Raw genomic sequence first — 15,217 nt, 5'->3', positions numbered from 1 at the left:
CTCCCAGATGCGTTACGGCCAACCCGAGCTGTTGTTCAATAAAATTGGCATGCACGATCTCATGTACCGCCAGGAGCAGAGTGCCACGGCAGCGCCCGCTTGTATCAACGATAACGTTCTTCTCAACACTCCCACCGAGGACCTGGTTGACGAATTAGCGCAGAGATACCGCCTCAACGTTCCGGTCCTCGATCGCGCCAACGCCGAGGCTGAGCACTCCGAAGGGCCTGTTGAGGTCTACGACTACTTTTCTCGCGACTATGGTGGGAGCGACGGGCGCCGCACGGTACAGGGCAGCATCGTCGAACTGACCGTTCCCTACACGGGGGACCGAGGACTCTTCGACGTCCAGCCGACGACTTTCGACAGCGGTCCGCCGCGCGCACAAATCGATGGGAACCACGTTGTCGTCAGGCATTCGGATCGTGAGTTGAAGCCCGAAGAGGCTAATAAAGCCTTGAATGGGATGCTGGACGACATCGAGCGATACTTGACTTGGCAGCGAGCTACCGCCGAGCCCTTCAATGAGCGGATCAAGGTGCGCTTGCGCGAGGCTATTGAGGCCCAGAAGGTCAAAGTCCTGAAGGACCGCAACTCGGTTGCGAACCTCGGATTCAAGCTGAAGGGTCGCGCGGACGCTCCCAAGACCTATGTCGCCCCAGTGGTGCGCAAGAAGATTGTGCCGACCATTCCGAAACCGGCAGCCCAGGCTACGTTTAAGCCCGAGCCGATGCTCGATGACCAGACCTATTCTGAAATACTGAAGATCATCGAGAACATGACGCTCGTTATGGAGCGCAGCCCGTTTGCCTTCGCATCGATGGGCGAAGAAGATATCCGGCAACACTTCCTGGTCCAGTTGAACGGTCAGTTCGAGGGTGCGGCTTCAGGCGAGACATTTAACTTCACCGGCAAGACCGACATACTCATCCGGGTCGAAGGGCGCAACATCTTCATCGCTGAATGTAAGTTTTGGAGCGGTCCGAAGGCGTTCACGGAGACGATCGACCAACTGCTTGGGTATTTGAGCTGGCGAGATACTAAGGCCGCCGTAATTATCTTCAGCCGCAATAAGGACTTTTCCAGCATCCTGAAGAGCATTCAGGAAACAACGGACGCTCATCCTCACAAGAAACGCGGGCCGATCGAGGATGGTGACACTCGTCTAAGATACATTTTTGGCAATCCCGCCGACCATAACCGCGAAGTATTTTTGACAATTATGACATTCAATGTCCCGAGCACCTAAAGCGAAGGAGCCGCCGCTCTGGTGGCCGATGTTTAGCCTGCCGAACGTCCAGGTCAAATTCCCGATCCAAGTCGAGGGATTTGCGCTGGTGCCCGCCAATGACTTCCGCATCGAAGCCATCAAGAAGAAGCAGCCTCGCCTGGGCAGCTTCCTAAAGCGGTTCAAGACAGAATTCGGCGACGCCGTCGACCCGAGCACCATCATCTGGCGCAAGGACAAGCCCGACAGCTATCGCTCCATCAGCGCCATATCCGGTTTTCGCGACCTCGTATCGATGTCGGTCATTCCCCTGAGCTGGGCGAAGACGCATAGGTTCGGCCACGGCCAGGGGCCGATGTATTCCGACACCTTCGCGGTTTATCCTTGGATGGTGGACAACCGAGGAGAAGGTCTCATCACGCAGACACCATCGCTTCTCGGATACCACGAAGTGAAGCTGCTCCGCGGCCAGACAATGGCCGCCCTTTCCTTTCATCGGCTCGACCGCCGCGACGTCGATATGCTGCTACTGAATGAACTATTGAAGCGCTGGGAGCGGTGCTTCTCGACCGACAGCCCGGCTGTTGAGGATGAGCGGCTGTTTCGCTCGCTCAACATGGCAAACGCCGCCGCCAAGCTCCCGGCTGGCGCAGATACTAACCTCTACGACGTCGTCCGATCAGCGGCGTTGTGGGCGAGCGCTTTTGAGATCCTCTATCCGGCGAAGAATCAGGCCTTCAAGGGCGTCTATGCCGCGCTCGAAAGCATCACATGGAATCTGTCAGCCTGCTCGGAGAAGAAGTACCAGGTGTTCGGCGACAAGAACGGTCAGCGCCGCAGCTTGCCGGTTTGGCTGTTCGGCGAAATCAACTCGCTGCGGAATGACGCCCTGCACGGCAATCCGATTCCGCCAGGCCGATTGATCGTCGCTCCTGCGAAGCAGCCGCTCCACATGTTTGCGGCGCCCCTATACCGGATGATATTGACCGCCTATCTGGATTTGAAGCTGGTGCCTAGGAAGCCGGTAGGAGGACGGACGTCTTACGAGAATTTCAGGCTCGACCACTTCGAGTCCGGCGAGTACCAACGGAATATCGAGGCGGGGCTCTCCACCATTATGTACACGCCAGAGGAATACCGTGCGAGGCGCCAGGGTGATGCCAGCAATGCTTGGGCACGGGGCCAGGCAATCAAGAAGGCCATCGAGGAAGTCGAGAAGGGCAAAGGCGACGACGGGTAAATCCGCTCGAAGAACATCCGATTCATCAGCGTCTGGCCTTTCCTGGTCTCTGCCAACAGGTCGTCGAGGTCGGAGAAATAGATTGTGGGCCTGGGGCTGCTGCGCGAGACGTGGCTTGCGTGGCCGGGGAGCCGCCTGTCGAACCGCTTTGTCCTCCGATCACATCGTCGGGAGTAAACGTCGGGGAGGATCCAAAAATACACCGTTTGAAAAACCGCCTTAGTTCGGCGACCTCAAACGATTTTATCGGGTGGGCGCACCAGGGCTCGAAAGAGTTGAACGGCGCTTGTACATCGGAATTGCCAAACGGGGCCCATTGAGCACGGGGACGGCAGGCGAGCTTGCCAACAGCGCTTCGGGTTTGTCCGATTTGCGCGCTACGGCGCGCAGGAGTTAGCGGCGGCACCAGAGAGGCTTTTGTTTGGCAACGTAGGCGATATAGATCGGCGCATCCTGACAATTGGGCTACCCGCAGATGACGTCGAAACAGGTCAGCAGGAACTCGTCAGCTACCACAAACGCAGCGCCTTCCTGGTAAGCCCGCGTCGACGCCAAGCCGCGGCGTGGAAAAGCCCGTCTTGCTCAGAGGGGCTTGACCCTTGTGGCGGAGATCATCGAAGCACGTGCAGGGACCCATGGTTGAAAATGATGAGAACAAGCGGCGCCGGCTCGTCGAATTCAAGGACGGTTGTCGCTATGGTAAGTTCGGAAAGACCAAGGCTTATGAACTGATCGCCCACGAGAGGATCAGGGCGTACAAGATGGGGGGCAAGACCCTGATCGACCTCGACAGCGTGGACGAATATCACGCTTCGCTGCCAAGGGTTGAAGCGAGAGCGAGCTAGGCCGCCGATCTCCGCAGCGAGACGGCGGACAAACCGTCGGGTGGACCGTCGAGGCGATCAGAGCAACGCTACATTAAATGCACGCATTCAGGCCAATAGGCCGCAAGCTTACAGATGCGCGGGGCTTGTTCTCGTCGTCCTTGCCAAGCTAGCGCCCCACCACCTCGTCGGGGCGCCGGCGCTTTTTCTCCGTGTCGTGAGCGAGTTGGACTTCCACTACATCGCCGTCGAACGCGCCTTGCTGGTCGTCGAGCAGGTCGACGCAGTCAAGCGGCCGTGCGCGCAGTGGTCGCCGCCGGGGCCCAGTACCGCAACCCAAAATCTGCAGCGGCTTGTTTAGTGTGTTGTCGGACATTGGCACACCATCGTCATTGGAGGTAGCAGATCGCGGATGGGCGTCGCGCGATCAGCGCTTTCGACGTCAGTCTCGTGCCAGCGCAACCGAGTCGACCGCCGAAGTCGTCCGGTACGAGGTAAGTATCTCGCTCGGGATCGTCGGGGCTAAAGGATGGGGTACCTATGACAAGACTCGCCCTTGACCTCCCGATATTGGGTTAGGTCGATCCCGCAACAATTTCGAGTCGAGCCGGGTTCGATTCCGGTCGGGGCGATTATGGAGACCGGAACGGCATGGGCCCTGCCTGCTGCCGAGGAGCCTGCTGTTTTATTCTTGCGAGCTAATACCAAGCGTCATGTTGCTGGTATTTCTGCTGGTATCGGCAGCAATCGACGACGAAAATTACTTCAAATTCAAATAGTTATGTGATTAGGTGATTGCCGGCCAGGGGCACCACGCTTCGCCGTCGCGGGCTTCGCGTGGCGCGGCTAGGCGAAAGCTGCAAGGACGAAGCGTCTCCGGCGAAGGTCGAGCAGTCTTCAGCTCCCGCCAATTCTCCTATCTTTGGCAGATCGCCATACCCTGCGCATTCATTGCCAACTCAATCATCGACCGGCTCCTCTCTCTTGAGCCACTCCATCAATTTGCGATCGTGCTGCACGAGTACGGCGTTCTTGATATCGGCTGGCGCACAATGGCGCGCGTTGTTGACGCTGCCTTCAATACGGCGGCATCAAGTCAGTGCTTTGCTGTCCACTAGCTCGGTGAGAGACCACGGTTCGGCAGCACACAGGCGGCCCTTTGGGGCCGCCTGTGTGCTTGCCTGAAGATCAGATGATCTATTGGCACATATGCCGGAGTCCGTCGCCGGCCTTGTAATAGGTGCCGGGCTTGCAGACGATGCCGTTGCGCGCGGCATAGCTGTCCCAATCGCCGGACCAGCCGTAGTAGTCACCATAGGCGGCGGGCTGGCCGTAGGCGGCGTAGGAATTGCCCCAGCCGCGGAACGGCGCGGTCGCGACCGCCGCGGCCGTGCCGACGGCAGCACCCGCCACGCCGGCGGCTGCACCGGCCGCACCTGCGACTGGCCCTACCGGGTGGCGGTAATAGCCCGCGCGCCGATGATAAGAGCGCCTGGAATCATACGGACTGCCAGCTCCCCTATTCAGGCAGTTGGCACTGGCAAATTGAGATTCGCAGGCCGCCGGATTGGAGAAGACCGCCTGCGCATGCGCAGGGCTCCACAGCGCGGATGCCATTATCACGGCCGCGCCGAACACTTTCAGATTGGTCATGGCTTACTCCCTACGATTTGGTTGCGACGCTTGAGAACCATGGCTGACGCCACGTCGGGAAGGTCCCGCTTTCCCGCAGTTAGCTAAATGCAACTTCAGGGAGAGGTTCCAACTTGCCTCGCGTGCAACATCAAATCGGCGTGACGTATTGGAACCAGAAGATCGACTTCAACCGCAAGGGCACCTGCCCCGATGCAACATTGATCGAGAGCGTGTCGTTCTGAATCTGCGGGCTATGACTATCCGGCGTCTCGCGCAGTTGCGCGCAAGCGACGCCGCATGCCTGTGCGATGCCGACATCGCCGCCGTACTCGATCAGCACGATGTCAGGCGCATCGGCTTCGCGAACTGCGCAACCTGCAGCACGCAAAGAGCTAGATCATCGCGGCGACTTTTTCCAATCCGATCAGGCGCGCCAGCGAGCGCACCTCGCTCTTCTGATCCTCGCGAAGCTGGAAGAGCAGCGGCATCGCGGCGGATTTGAGCTGCTGGACTTCCTCGGAGTCGGGATCAATCGGCATGTTGCCCGGCGCGGGCTGGCCCTGGTGCTTGGCGTGGATCTTGCGCGCAACGGCACGCAGCGCACTCTCGACCGCCGGCCAATAATATTCCTGGTCCGAGGTCAGCCTGAGCCGCTGCTTGATGCTGGCGATCTGCGCGTCACTCAGTAGCGCGTAGTTCTTCTGCGGCGCCGGCTTGGCGGCCGCCTTCGGTTTCGGCGGTGCGGCCGCAGGCTCGGCGGTCTTCGATTCAGCGCCGTCGGGCTCGGCACTCTTGGCCTCAGCACTCTTTGGCTCCGCAGTCTTTGGTTCAGCGGTCTTGGCCTCGGCGGCGCTGGGCTGGCCGCCGTCCACGGGCTCGGTGCTTGGAATGACGTCAGTGGGTTCGACGGAGGCATAGGCCTGACGCACCGTCTCGGGCGCGCCCGGGATGGCCGCCTGCGCGCGCAACAGCAGCGCTGAGGGCGCGGCGGGCGGCTCGGCCGGCTGCGGCGGCTCGAAGGCGGCGGCCGCCAGCGCAACTACCGCGAGCTTGTCCTGCTTGCTCGCCCTGTTGGCGACTGGAGCTTCAGCAGGCGCCACGGCAACCTCGGACCGCGCCGACGGCAGGCTGTCGCGGCCGAGAATGGCGGTAATTGCCGCGCCGGCGAGGAGCACACTGGTCAGCGCGGCAAGGGTAATGGCTCTGGTCAAAAACGTCTCCATGCCCGGCCGGTGTCGTCGCAGGGTGAAGGCCAAATGAGGCCTTAGCGTGCCCCTACGGCGGCAAGGGGCTGCCACATTGGGTAAAATCGCGCCGGAGCGGCCCTGACTCAGGCCGCTGCGGCGAGCTCGTAGGCTTCCTGGATGTCGGCCACGATCTCATGGGCGGTCCACAGGGCGCCCGGCTGGACCGTACGCATGCTGACGGTCCAGTTGGTCCGGCGTGTCCGCGGCGTGCTGACGATGTCGAATTCGACCTGCCTGCACAGCGGATGCCGCTGCAGGGCGTGGAAGACCCGGATCCTGAGTTCGTCGAGCGTTGCCGGGGTCTTGGCAAGGAGCGCCTCAAAGGCCATGTCGCATTCCCATGATGCCGGGCGGCCGGCCGTGGCGGCGGACCATCCTGTGGCACCATTGTTGCGGCGATCGTGGTTAATGGCGCGTTAAGGCGGCAGGCAAGGCTTTAGCGGTGGATCTTCACCCGCGCCGCTGCGGCCGCGTATTCCGCAGCCGTTCGCGCCACGAGGTCATCGACCGCGAGCACATCGGTCACGCCGGACGTGGAATGCCCCCCGCTCCAGATATCGCGCCAGCGTTTGGGGCGGCTTTCGCGGGCGCCCACGTCGATGTCCTTGCCGATGTCGATCGCGCCGCGTGCCGGCAAATCGTCGGGATCGAGACCGGCGGCCTCGATCGAAGGCCGCAGCATGTTGGTCTGCAGGCCGGTGAACGCGGTGGTGAGCAGAATGTCGTCGGCCGTGCTGTCGACCAGCATCTGCTTGTAGCTGGTATCGGCCATGCTCTCGCGCGTCGCGATGAACTTGGTGCCCATATAGGCGAGGTCGCAGCCGAGCGCTTCCGCCGCGCGCAGCACATAGCCGTCGCTGATACCACCGGCGAGCACGATCGGGCCGTCGAAGAAGCCGCGCACCGCGCGCACGAACACGAACGGATTGAGCCAGCCGGTCTGCCCGCCGGCGCCCGCGGTGAGCAGCACGAGCCCGTCGGCACCGGCCGCGACAGCGCGCTCGGCATGGCGGATCGAGGCGACGTCGGCAAATACGAGCGCGCCGGCATCATGCAACGGCGCGAGCACCGGCGCCGGCGAGCCGACCGATGTGATCACCAGCTCCGGACGGTGCCGCAGCAGCACGGAAAGGTCCTGCGCGAGACGCGTGTTGGAGCGATGCACGATCAGGTTCGGGCAGACCGGCGCCGCGCGTTTTCCGCTGGCATCCTCATGCGCCCGCAGGCGGCCCTCGCTCTCGGTGAGCCAGGCCTCGAGCTGTTCCGTCTCGCGGCAATTCACCGTCGGAAACGAACCGATCACGCCGTTACGGCACGCCGCTACCACCAGCTCGACACCGGACACCAGAAACATCGGCGCGGCGATCAGCGGCAGTCGAAGGCGATCGCGGACGCGCGCAAGAGGATCGGCATTTGGCAAGTTGTTCCTTCCCCGCATCATTGTGTTAGCGTTGTCGCCAACATTGGCACGCGAGAGGCCAAACACAAAGTGGGAGGAGACGGCGAGATGAGCAATCCGCTCTATGCATTTCCGGCGGTGTGCGAGCAGACCTTGCGGGCGCTGGCGCGCTATCCGTCGCGCACCGCGTTCGCCTGGCCGGGCGGCTCGCTGAGCTATCAGGGCGCGACCGACCTGATCGGACGGATGCAGAGTGTGTTCATGCGGCTGGGCTTTGCGCCGGGCAGCCGGGTCGCCTTCCTCACCGCCAACCGCGCCGACACCTGGTGCGCCGGCGTCGCCGCGCAATTGTCGCGGCTGGCCATCACCTGGCTGCATCCACTGGGCTCGCTCGACGATCAGCTATTCCAGATCGAGGACTCCGAGGCCGAGATGCTCGTCGTCGACGGCATCACCTTCCGCGATCGCGGCGGCGAGCTTGCGGCGAAGGCGCCCGGCCTCGGAAGCGTGTTCACGCTGGGCCCGGCGAGCTACGGTGTGGACCTGTTGCAGGCGGTCGAGGCCGCCGGCAGCGCGAGCCCGCGCAATTTCGCCGGTGCCGACGACATCGCGACGCTGAACTACACCGGCGGCACGACCGGCAAATCCAAGGGCGCGCTGCGCTATCATCGCGAATATGGCGGCTTCGCCAACGCGATCCTCGCCGACTTCGAGATTCCCGACACACCGCGCTATCTGACGGTGGCGCCGATCAGCCACGTGGCCGGCACCAAGGTGCTACCGACGCTGATGCGCGGCGGCACCGTGCATATGCTCAAGGGCTTCGATCCGGAAGTCGTGTTCAAGACCATCGCGCGCGAGAAGATCAACTTCACGCTGTTCGTGCCGACCATGATCTACGTGATGCTGGATCATCCGGCGCTTTCCAGGACCGATCTGTCCTCGCTCGAGCTCCTGCTCTATGGGGCCTCCGCGATGTCGCCGAGCCGGCTGGTCGAGGGCATCGAGCGGATCGGTCCGGTGTTCTCGCAGCTCTATGGCCAGACCGAGTGCTATCCGGTGTCGGTGCTGCGCAAGGGGGATCACGACCCGAAAACACCGGAGCTGTTCCTGTCCTGCGGCTTCCCGATCGCGGCCTGCCAGGTGAAGATCCTCGATCAGGACGATCGGGAGGTCGCGACCGGCGAAGCCGGCGAGATCTGCGTGCGCGCCAGCCACGTGATGGCCGAATACTGGAAGCGGCCCGACATCACGGCCGAGACGCTGAAGAACGGCTGGCTGCATACCGGCGACATCGCGCGCATCGACGAGCGCGGCTATATGTTCATCCTCGATCGCAAGAAGGACATGATCGTCTCCGGCGGCTTCAACATCTTTCCGCGCGAGGTCGAGGATGTGCTGTCGCAACACGCCGATGTCGCGATGGTCGCGGTGGTCGGTGTGCCCGACGACAAATGGGGTGAGGCAGTCACCGCGGTGGTGGTGGCACGCGATGGCGCGATGCCGAACCCGGACGAGCTGATCGCACTGGTGAAGGCCAAGAAAGGCTCGGCGCACGCGCCGAAGCAGATCCAGTTCGTCAAGGAGCTGCCGATGACCGGCGTCGGCAAGGTCGACAAGAAAGCGCTGAAGGCCGCCTTCTGGTCCGGCCGCGACCGCATGGTGGGGTGAGCGCAGCGACCGCTTTCGTCATCCTGAGAGGCTGTGAACTTATGTAGCTCGTCATTGCGAGGAGCTCGCGACAAAATTGCAAAGCAATTTTGCGCTGAAGCGACGAACCAATCCATGCTTCCGCGTACGCCGCGCGATGGATTGCTTCGCGGAAGCCTGTCATCGGGCGCGCATTCGCGCAACCCGTTGGCGCGCAATGACGGGGATGGAGCGATGCGCACCGGCCACCAAATTGCTCCGGGAGACTGCATACATTCACAGCCTCAGAACACCGCGCGAGCCTGTCTTCTCAGGGTGGCAGGGAGACAACGCCGGAGGACGGCGAGAGCGGACGTGTCTGCCCCGGAAGCTCGGAGGCGCCCTGCCCCAGCACCTGATCGAGCCGCTCGCGCAACTGATCCTGGTCGTAGGGTTTTGCCAGCCGCGGCAGATCGACCTGGATGCCTTCGGACAATTCCGCGTAGCCGGTGGCGAGCAGGACGGGAAGCTCCGGCCGGATCTCGCGCGCGGCGGCAGCGAGCTCAATACCGGTCATTCCGGGCATCATGTGATCGGTCATCATCAGGTCGACCGGCTGCTCGCTCCTGAGAATTTCGAGCGCGTGCTGGCCGGAGCTGGCGCCGATCACGTGATGGCCGAGATCCTCCAGCATTTCCGTGGTCGACGTCGCAATCAGCGGATCGTCGTCGACGAACAGGATCACCGCTGAGCGCTTCTTGTTCTGCCGCGCGGGCGCGGGGCCTTCCAGCTCGGCCGCGGCGGTCGCAACGGGCAACACCAAGGTCGCGTTGGTGCCCTTGCCGACCGTGCTCGAAAGCTGCAGCGCACCGCCGAGCTGCACGGCCAGTCCGTGCACCATCGACAGGCCGAGACCGGTGCCCTTCCCCACGGGCTTGGACGAGAAGAACGGCTCGATCGCCCGCTTCAGGACGTCAGGCGGCATGCCCGTGCCGGTGTCGACCACGGACAGTTTCAGGTAATTGCCGGGGCGCAGCATTGGATCGTTCTTCGCCTTCCATGCCGCGAGCCTGATCTCGATCACGCCGCCCTCCGGCATCGCATCGCGCGCGTTGATCGCGAGGTTGAGGATCGCAAGCTCGACCTGATTGGTGTCGACATAGGCCGGCGGAAGTCCCTCGGGGATATTCAGCCGCAGCGTGACGCGCGGCCCCAACGAGCGCTCGAGCAGGTTGCTCATGTCACGCACCAGCGTTCCGAGATCGACCGGCACCACGCGCAGATCCTGTTGCCGCGCAAATGCCAGCAGCCGCTGGGTCAACGACGCGCCGCGCTGGGCGCCTTGCAAGGCGCCCTCGACCAGGCGATGCAGGCGCGGGTCCTCCGGCAGCCGCTTGCGCAGCAGATCGAGATTACCCATCACCGCCATCAGCAGGTTGTTGAAGTCGTGCGCGACGCCGCCGGTAAGCTGGCCGATCGCTTCCATCTTTTGCGCGTGGCGGAGCTGCTCCTGCGCCCGTTCGCGCGCAGCGACCTCCTTCATGAGATCGGCGGTGCGCTGCTCGACACGCTGCTCCAACGTCGCGGTCAGCTCGGCGAGCGCCGTGCGCTCGGCGGCGAGCTGCGCCAGCAGCGCCTCGCGTTCGATCTCCGCGGTCTTGCGCGCGGTGATGTCGGAGCAGACGCCGACCAGCGACTTGATGTTGCCCTCGGGCCCGCGCACCACGCGGGCGCGGACGTCGACCCAGTGCTGGGTGCCATCGGGCCAGATGTTGCGGTACTCGATCTTGTAGTCCAGTCCGGTCTGCAGCGTATGCTCGATGGTGTCGCGACGGCGCTCGCGATCATCCAGATGAACCGAATCGAGCAGATCCTGATAGGTAAAGGGCTCGTCGGGCCCACGCCCGAAGAAGCGCTTGCAGGTGGCCGATGCCACGAGCTCGAAGTCGGGCAGATGGAGCTCCAGCGCGCCGAGATGGCCTGCATTGAGCGCAGTCTGCAACAGGCCTTCGCTCTCGGTCAGGTCTTCAAGGATCGCGCGGCTCTCGTACTGGCGGCGCCGGCCGCGCACCGCTGCCGCCACCAGGCTCACGAGGGTCGTGGGATGGAATGGACGCTCGATGAAGGTGACGTTGCCGAGTTGCCGGCCGAGCCGCGCCAGTTCCGGATTGCGCCCGGGCCCGCCGGCTTCGCTCATCAGCACGATGGAGAAGTCCGACCACGATGGCTGCTCGTTCAACCAGCGCACGAGGCTGGAGAGATCGGCATGCCTGATCACCTCGTCCGCGATGATCGCAAGGCCCGCGCCGCTAGCGATCTGGCGCTCCAACTCGGCAAGATTGCCGCAGATGTTGGCGTAGTAGCCGGCCTCCTTGATCAAATGGGCGGTCCTGGCAGCGTCCCACTCGCTCGCGGCGAGGATGACCGCGCGTTCGGAGGACGGGCCGGGCTTCACCGCGGCTGCCTTTCCACCCGCAGCGCTTCGCGGACCGAGCCCAAGCCGCAAAATCGCTCGGCCCCAAGAGCCAGGACGCCGGCGGTGAGATCGACACGTGTCATGAAGGCCCCTTACGGGGCGAAAACTCGTTTGCGCCGCCAACCGTTCCCGGCAAGCCGGATTAATTTTCAGGCATAGGCCGGCCGTCGCGGCCGCGCTGCCCTGCCCGGCCGCTCCTGGAAAGCGGCGGGCGGGGCTAGTCTAGCGCCGCTCGATCACCAGGCTCTGGATCGCCTGGCCGAAATAGCCGCGCTGGTCGGCAAGGCGTGACATTGCGAGCCCGGCGCCGTCCGGCCCGATCCAGGATTCGCCGTCGAGCAGGATCCAGTCGCCGACCGGCTCTCGCGCCAGGCTCACCGTCAGGTCGGCATTGATGAAGGTCCATTCGCTGAAATCCAGCACTGGCGAAGTGCCGTTGGAGAAATCCGAGGCGACCACCGCGCGCATTGCCTGCGAGACGGCCGCGCCCGCGATCAACGGCCGGTCGATGCGGAACCAGATCGCGCCGCGGCCAAGCTGGCCAAACCGGCCGCGCGCGGCCCGCATCGAGATGCATTTCACGAACGGACTGTTGGCGAGATTCCCCGGCTCGACCACACATTGGTCGGGGCCGGGAACCCGGCCGGCAGGTCGGCGATCCCGGGCGGCAGCTCCGCGGCCTGCTGCTTGATCTTTAGCACGCTCGCGGAGACCACGAGGACGCCATCGGCCTTCAGCCTGATGCCGCAGAGCTGGATCTTGCGACCCTCGCGGAGGACCTCGCGCTCGACCGTCAGCGGCGCCACCGGCACAGGCCGCATCAGGTCGATGGTCACGCGTGCAATCCGCATCGGCACAGGCGTGGAAACGGCTTCGGCGGCCCACACCACAAGTGCCGCCGGCGCGGAGCCGTGCTGCATCCGCGGATCCCATGGACCCGCGGCATCCGGACTGGTGACGACGCGCTCGCCGTCAACGCGAAAGATCGGCTCCATCAAAGCATGATCCGGAAAAGTGTGGTGCGGTTTTCCGCGCGACACACGCGATGCGTTTGCGCGGAGATCATGCTCAAACAGAAAGCTAAGGCGCGATGGTTCATTCTGAGCATCGCGCTTCAGTCCAGCGCCGGATCGATCGCTTCCTCGTATTCCTTCTTAAACCGCGCGATCAGCTCGGCCGCCGGCACCACCTTGGAGATGCTGCCGACGCCCTGGCCCGAGCCCCAGATCTCCTTCCAGGCCTTCGGCTTGGCACGCTCGCCGGAGGCGTCGGTGCCGAAGCTCATCTTCGAGGGATCGGAGGTCGGCAGATTGTCCGGGTCCATGCCGGCCGCGACGATCGAGGGCTTCAGGTAATTGCCGTGCACGCCGGTGAACAGGTTGGAATAGACGATGTCCTCGGCCGACGAATTGGTGATCATGGCCTTGTAGCCCTCGACCGCGTTCGCTTCCTGCGTCGCAATGAAGGCCGAGCCGATATAGGCGAAGTCGGCGCCGATGATGCGGGCGGCGCGGATCGCGCGGCCGTTGGCGATGGTGCCCGACAGCGCAATCGGCCCGTCGAACCACTGCCGGGTCTCCTCGACGAAGGGGAACGGTGAGATCGTGCCGGCATGGCCGCCGGCGCCGGCTGCAACCAGGATCAGGCCGTCGGCGCCCTTCTCGATCGCCTTGTGGGCGAACTTCTGGTTGATCACGTCATGGAAGACGATGCCGCCCCAGCCGTGGACGGCCTGATTGAGCTCCTCGCGCGCGCCGAGCGAGGAGATGATCATCGGCACCTTGTGCTTCTCGCAAAGCGCCATGTCGTGATCGAGCCGGTTGTTGGACTTGTGCACGATCTGGTTCACCGCGAACGGGGCCGACGGCCGCTCCGGATGGGCCCTGTCGTGAGCGGCGAGCTCTTCCTTGATCCGGTACAGCCACTCGTCGAGCAGTTCCGGCGGCCGCGCGTTCAGCGCCGGAAACGAACCGACCACGCCGGCCTTGCACTGCGCGATGACCAGATCAGGCACCGAAATGATGAACAGCGGAGACCCAATCACGGGGATAGACAGGCGGCCCTTGAACAGAGCAGGCATGGACATTGAAAACGGATCCTTCGGGTTGCTGCCGGGACGGAATAGCTGATGGCCTCAAGGGCCGGCCATCATACCAACAAGGCAATCTTTCCAGTGTCAAGTATTGCGTTTTGGCGCTGCGAAATGGATGACAAAACCTCATCCCGACGCGGCATTCATGCTAGCCTGCTGGCATCCCAGACAAGGAGTCAGCCGCGTCACTGGCAGAGTGCCCGTATTACGAAATTTTCGGTCTTGCAGTCGTTCGGGCCGCGCTTGTGGCCCGGCAGATAGACCAGCGGCGAGCACTTCTCGGAGGCATCGGTATCGAGGCTTTTGCCTTCCTTGAACCCCTTGCTCTGGCACAGCCTGTCGGCGCCGAGCTTACAGTCCGGCGCGCCGTTCGAGGTCATCACGCAGGCCGCGCGTCCCGTGACCATCGATGAGGGACGCGCGAGATCGGAGAGGCCGTTCATGGTCTCGCCGGGGCTCGTCAACGACGGCAGGATCGATTTCGACTTCTCGAACAGCTTTCCGATTTCGTTGATCAGACCCGGGTTCTCATGCTCGACCGGCGCAGGCGGCAATTCGATCTGCTGCGACGGCTGCGGCTGCGCAGGCAACGGTTGCTGCGCCGACGGCTGCACGCCGAGCGCCGGTGCCCCAGCCTGTGCCCAGGCTCGATCGATCGTTGCCATGACCATCGATAGAGCAAGCCCTGCCATCACCACGCGAACCCTGACGGGCCGCAGCCTGGCGCGATGCCGCAGATCGTCGATTCCATCAGCCATTGCGACGAGCGTAACCCGAAGCCAGCGCTCGGCAAAGCCGACTAGCGGCTAGATCAGCTTGAATGCGACAACAAAGCCCAACACCAGCACGATCGCGCCGATCGCGACCCAGGTGCCGAGCCGCTTCTCCAGCTCCTTGCGGATGAAATCGCCGTAGCGGTTGAGCAGCACTGCGACAAAGAAGAAGCGACCGCCGCGCGCGACAATCGAGCACAGGATGAACAGCCAGATGTTGTAGCCGGCGAAGCCCGAGGTGATCGTCACCAGCTTGTAGGGAATCGGCGTCAGGCCCTTGACCAGGATGATCACCGCGCCCCATTCGGCATAGGACGCGCGGAATGCGTCGACCTTGTCGGAGAGACCGTAAAGATGGATCAGCCATTGCCCGAGCGAGTCGTAGAGCAGCGCGCCGATCGCATAACCGAGCACGCCGCCGGCGACCGACGCGATCGTGCATACGGTCGCGAACCACCACGCCCGCCGCGGCTGCGCCAGCGACATCGGCAGCAGCATGATATCGGGAGGGACCGGGAAGAAGGAGCTCTCAGCAAACGCGATCGCCGCGAGAAGCCACAGCGCGTAGGGCTTGTCGGCGGCGTCGATGCACCAGTCGTAAATCCGTTTCAGCATGAGCGCGATGAACCATCATGGAGCGCATTTGTCCATGCCGGGAATTGAGTTGATTTTCG

Annotated in this window: 14 protein-coding genes and 1 pseudogene; 4 read left to right on the top strand and 11 right to left on the bottom strand. The window is 63.3% G+C overall.

Features of this window, described 5'->3' with window-relative positions; translation table 11 throughout:
- The first annotated feature begins 7 nt into the window (after positions 1-7).
- The 3 genes from P6U30_RS05505 (at position 8) to P6U30_RS05495 (ending at position 3,313) form a co-directional block, all read left to right on the top strand.
- Positions 8-1,249 carry a hypothetical protein gene (locus P6U30_RS05505; RefSeq protein ID WP_407168500.1) on the top strand — a complete coding sequence of 414 codons (1,242 nt, stop codon included), beginning with the start codon at positions 8-10 and terminating at the stop codon, positions 1,247-1,249.
- Positions 1,233-2,468: a hypothetical protein gene (locus tag P6U30_RS05500; protein WP_407168499.1), complete on the top strand. Its 1,236-nt coding sequence runs from the start codon at positions 1,233-1,235 to the stop codon at positions 2,466-2,468. Before P6U30_RS05505 ends, P6U30_RS05500 begins: the two co-directional genes overlap by 17 nt.
- Positions 2,469-3,103: 635 nt before the next feature.
- Positions 3,104-3,313, top strand: a complete 210-nt coding sequence (locus P6U30_RS05495; protein WP_407168498.1) for a hypothetical protein — start codon at positions 3,104-3,106, stop codon at positions 3,311-3,313.
- 148 nt (positions 3,314-3,461) lie between these two features.
- Here P6U30_RS05495 and P6U30_RS05490 read toward each other — a convergent pair whose 3' ends face one another.
- The 6 genes from P6U30_RS05490 to P6U30_RS05465 form a co-directional block, all read right to left on the bottom strand.
- Complete coding sequence (locus P6U30_RS05490; RefSeq protein ID WP_407168497.1) at positions 3,462-3,668, bottom strand: hypothetical protein; 207 nt, start codon at positions 3,666-3,668, stop codon at positions 3,462-3,464.
- Between the two features lie 821 nt (positions 3,669-4,489).
- The gene (locus P6U30_RS05485) at positions 4,490-4,945 is read right to left on the bottom strand and encodes a hypothetical protein (protein ID WP_407168496.1); all 456 of its coding nucleotides are present in this window, start codon (positions 4,943-4,945) and stop codon (positions 4,490-4,492) included.
- Positions 4,946-5,075: 130 nt separating this feature from the next.
- Entirely contained in the window at positions 5,076-5,315 is a 240-nt protein-coding gene (locus tag P6U30_RS05480) for a hypothetical protein (protein ID WP_407168495.1), read from the bottom strand.
- A gap of 4 nt (positions 5,316-5,319) precedes the next feature.
- Entirely contained in the window at positions 5,320-6,138 is an 819-nt protein-coding gene (locus P6U30_RS05475; RefSeq protein WP_407168494.1) for a hypothetical protein, read from the bottom strand.
- Positions 6,139-6,257: 119 nt separating this feature from the next.
- Positions 6,258-6,503, bottom strand: a complete 246-nt coding sequence (locus P6U30_RS05470; protein ID WP_407168493.1) for a hypothetical protein — start codon at positions 6,501-6,503, stop codon at positions 6,258-6,260.
- Between the two features lie 107 nt (positions 6,504-6,610).
- Positions 6,611-7,615: an NAD(P)H-dependent flavin oxidoreductase gene (locus tag P6U30_RS05465; protein WP_407168492.1), complete on the bottom strand. Its 1,005-nt coding sequence runs from the start codon at positions 7,613-7,615 to the stop codon at positions 6,611-6,613.
- 66 nt (positions 7,616-7,681) lie between these two features.
- Between P6U30_RS05465 and P6U30_RS05460 the strand changes: the two genes are divergently transcribed.
- The gene (locus P6U30_RS05460; protein WP_407168491.1) at positions 7,682-9,244 is read left to right on the top strand and encodes an AMP-binding protein; all 1,563 of its coding nucleotides are present in this window, start codon (positions 7,682-7,684) and stop codon (positions 9,242-9,244) included.
- A gap of 289 nt (positions 9,245-9,533) precedes the next feature.
- Here P6U30_RS05460 and P6U30_RS05455 read toward each other — a convergent pair whose 3' ends face one another.
- The 5 genes and pseudogenes from P6U30_RS05455 to P6U30_RS05435 form a co-directional block, all read right to left on the bottom strand.
- Positions 9,534-11,657, bottom strand: a complete 2,124-nt coding sequence (locus tag P6U30_RS05455; RefSeq protein WP_407168490.1) for an ATP-binding protein — start codon at positions 11,655-11,657, stop codon at positions 9,534-9,536.
- Positions 11,658-11,900: 243 nt separating this feature from the next.
- Positions 11,901-12,673, bottom strand: a pseudogene (locus P6U30_RS05450) (thioesterase family protein).
- Between the two features lie 119 nt (positions 12,674-12,792).
- Positions 12,793-13,764 carry an NAD(P)H-dependent flavin oxidoreductase gene (locus tag P6U30_RS05445; protein ID WP_407168489.1) on the bottom strand — a complete coding sequence of 324 codons (972 nt, stop codon included), beginning with the start codon at positions 13,762-13,764 and terminating at the stop codon, positions 12,793-12,795.
- Between the two features lie 191 nt (positions 13,765-13,955).
- Positions 13,956-14,528, bottom strand: a complete 573-nt coding sequence (locus tag P6U30_RS05440; RefSeq protein WP_407168488.1) for a hypothetical protein — start codon at positions 14,526-14,528, stop codon at positions 13,956-13,958.
- Positions 14,529-14,576: 48 nt separating this feature from the next.
- Positions 14,577-15,158: a YqaA family protein gene (locus P6U30_RS05435; protein ID WP_407150392.1), complete on the bottom strand. Its 582-nt coding sequence runs from the start codon at positions 15,156-15,158 to the stop codon at positions 14,577-14,579.
- Positions 15,159-15,217: the final 59 nt, after the last annotated feature.

This window comes from Bradyrhizobium sp. ORS 111 (assembly GCF_045571485.1).
In the GTDB taxonomy this organism is placed as follows: domain Bacteria; phylum Pseudomonadota; class Alphaproteobacteria; order Rhizobiales; family Xanthobacteraceae; genus Bradyrhizobium.
This window is presented reverse-complemented; position numbering and strand designations above follow the sequence as displayed.

What these genes read in the sequence shown, in the direction of transcription:
- P6U30_RS05505 (WP_407168500.1), top strand. Translation starts at nt 8, where the DNA reads ATGCGTTACGGCCAACCCGAGCTGTTGTTCAATAAAATTGGCATGCAC.
- P6U30_RS05500 (WP_407168499.1), top strand. Translation starts at nt 1,233, where the DNA reads ATGTCCCGAGCACCTAAAGCGAAGGAGCCGCCGCTCTGGTGGCCGATG.
- P6U30_RS05495 (WP_407168498.1), top strand. Translation starts at nt 3,104, where the DNA reads ATGGTTGAAAATGATGAGAACAAGCGGCGCCGGCTCGTCGAATTCAAG.
- P6U30_RS05490 (WP_407168497.1), bottom strand. Translation starts at nt 3,668, where the DNA reads ATGTCCGACAACACACTAAACAAGCCGCTGCAGATTTTGGGTTGCGGT.
- P6U30_RS05485 (WP_407168496.1), bottom strand. Translation starts at nt 4,945, where the DNA reads ATGACCAATCTGAAAGTGTTCGGCGCGGCCGTGATAATGGCATCCGCG.
- P6U30_RS05470 (WP_407168493.1), bottom strand. Translation starts at nt 6,503, where the DNA reads ATGGCCTTTGAGGCGCTCCTTGCCAAGACCCCGGCAACGCTCGACGAA.
- P6U30_RS05465 (WP_407168492.1), bottom strand. Translation starts at nt 7,615, where the DNA reads ATGATGCGGGGAAGGAACAACTTGCCAAATGCCGATCCTCTTGCGCGC.
- P6U30_RS05460 (WP_407168491.1), top strand. Translation starts at nt 7,682, where the DNA reads ATGAGCAATCCGCTCTATGCATTTCCGGCGGTGTGCGAGCAGACCTTG.
- P6U30_RS05445 (WP_407168489.1), bottom strand. Translation starts at nt 13,764, where the DNA reads ATGTCCATGCCTGCTCTGTTCAAGGGCCGCCTGTCTATCCCCGTGATT.
- P6U30_RS05440 (WP_407168488.1), bottom strand. Translation starts at nt 14,528, where the DNA reads ATGGCTGATGGAATCGACGATCTGCGGCATCGCGCCAGGCTGCGGCCC.
- P6U30_RS05435 (WP_407150392.1), bottom strand. Translation starts at nt 15,158, where the DNA reads ATGCTGAAACGGATTTACGACTGGTGCATCGACGCCGCCGACAAGCCC.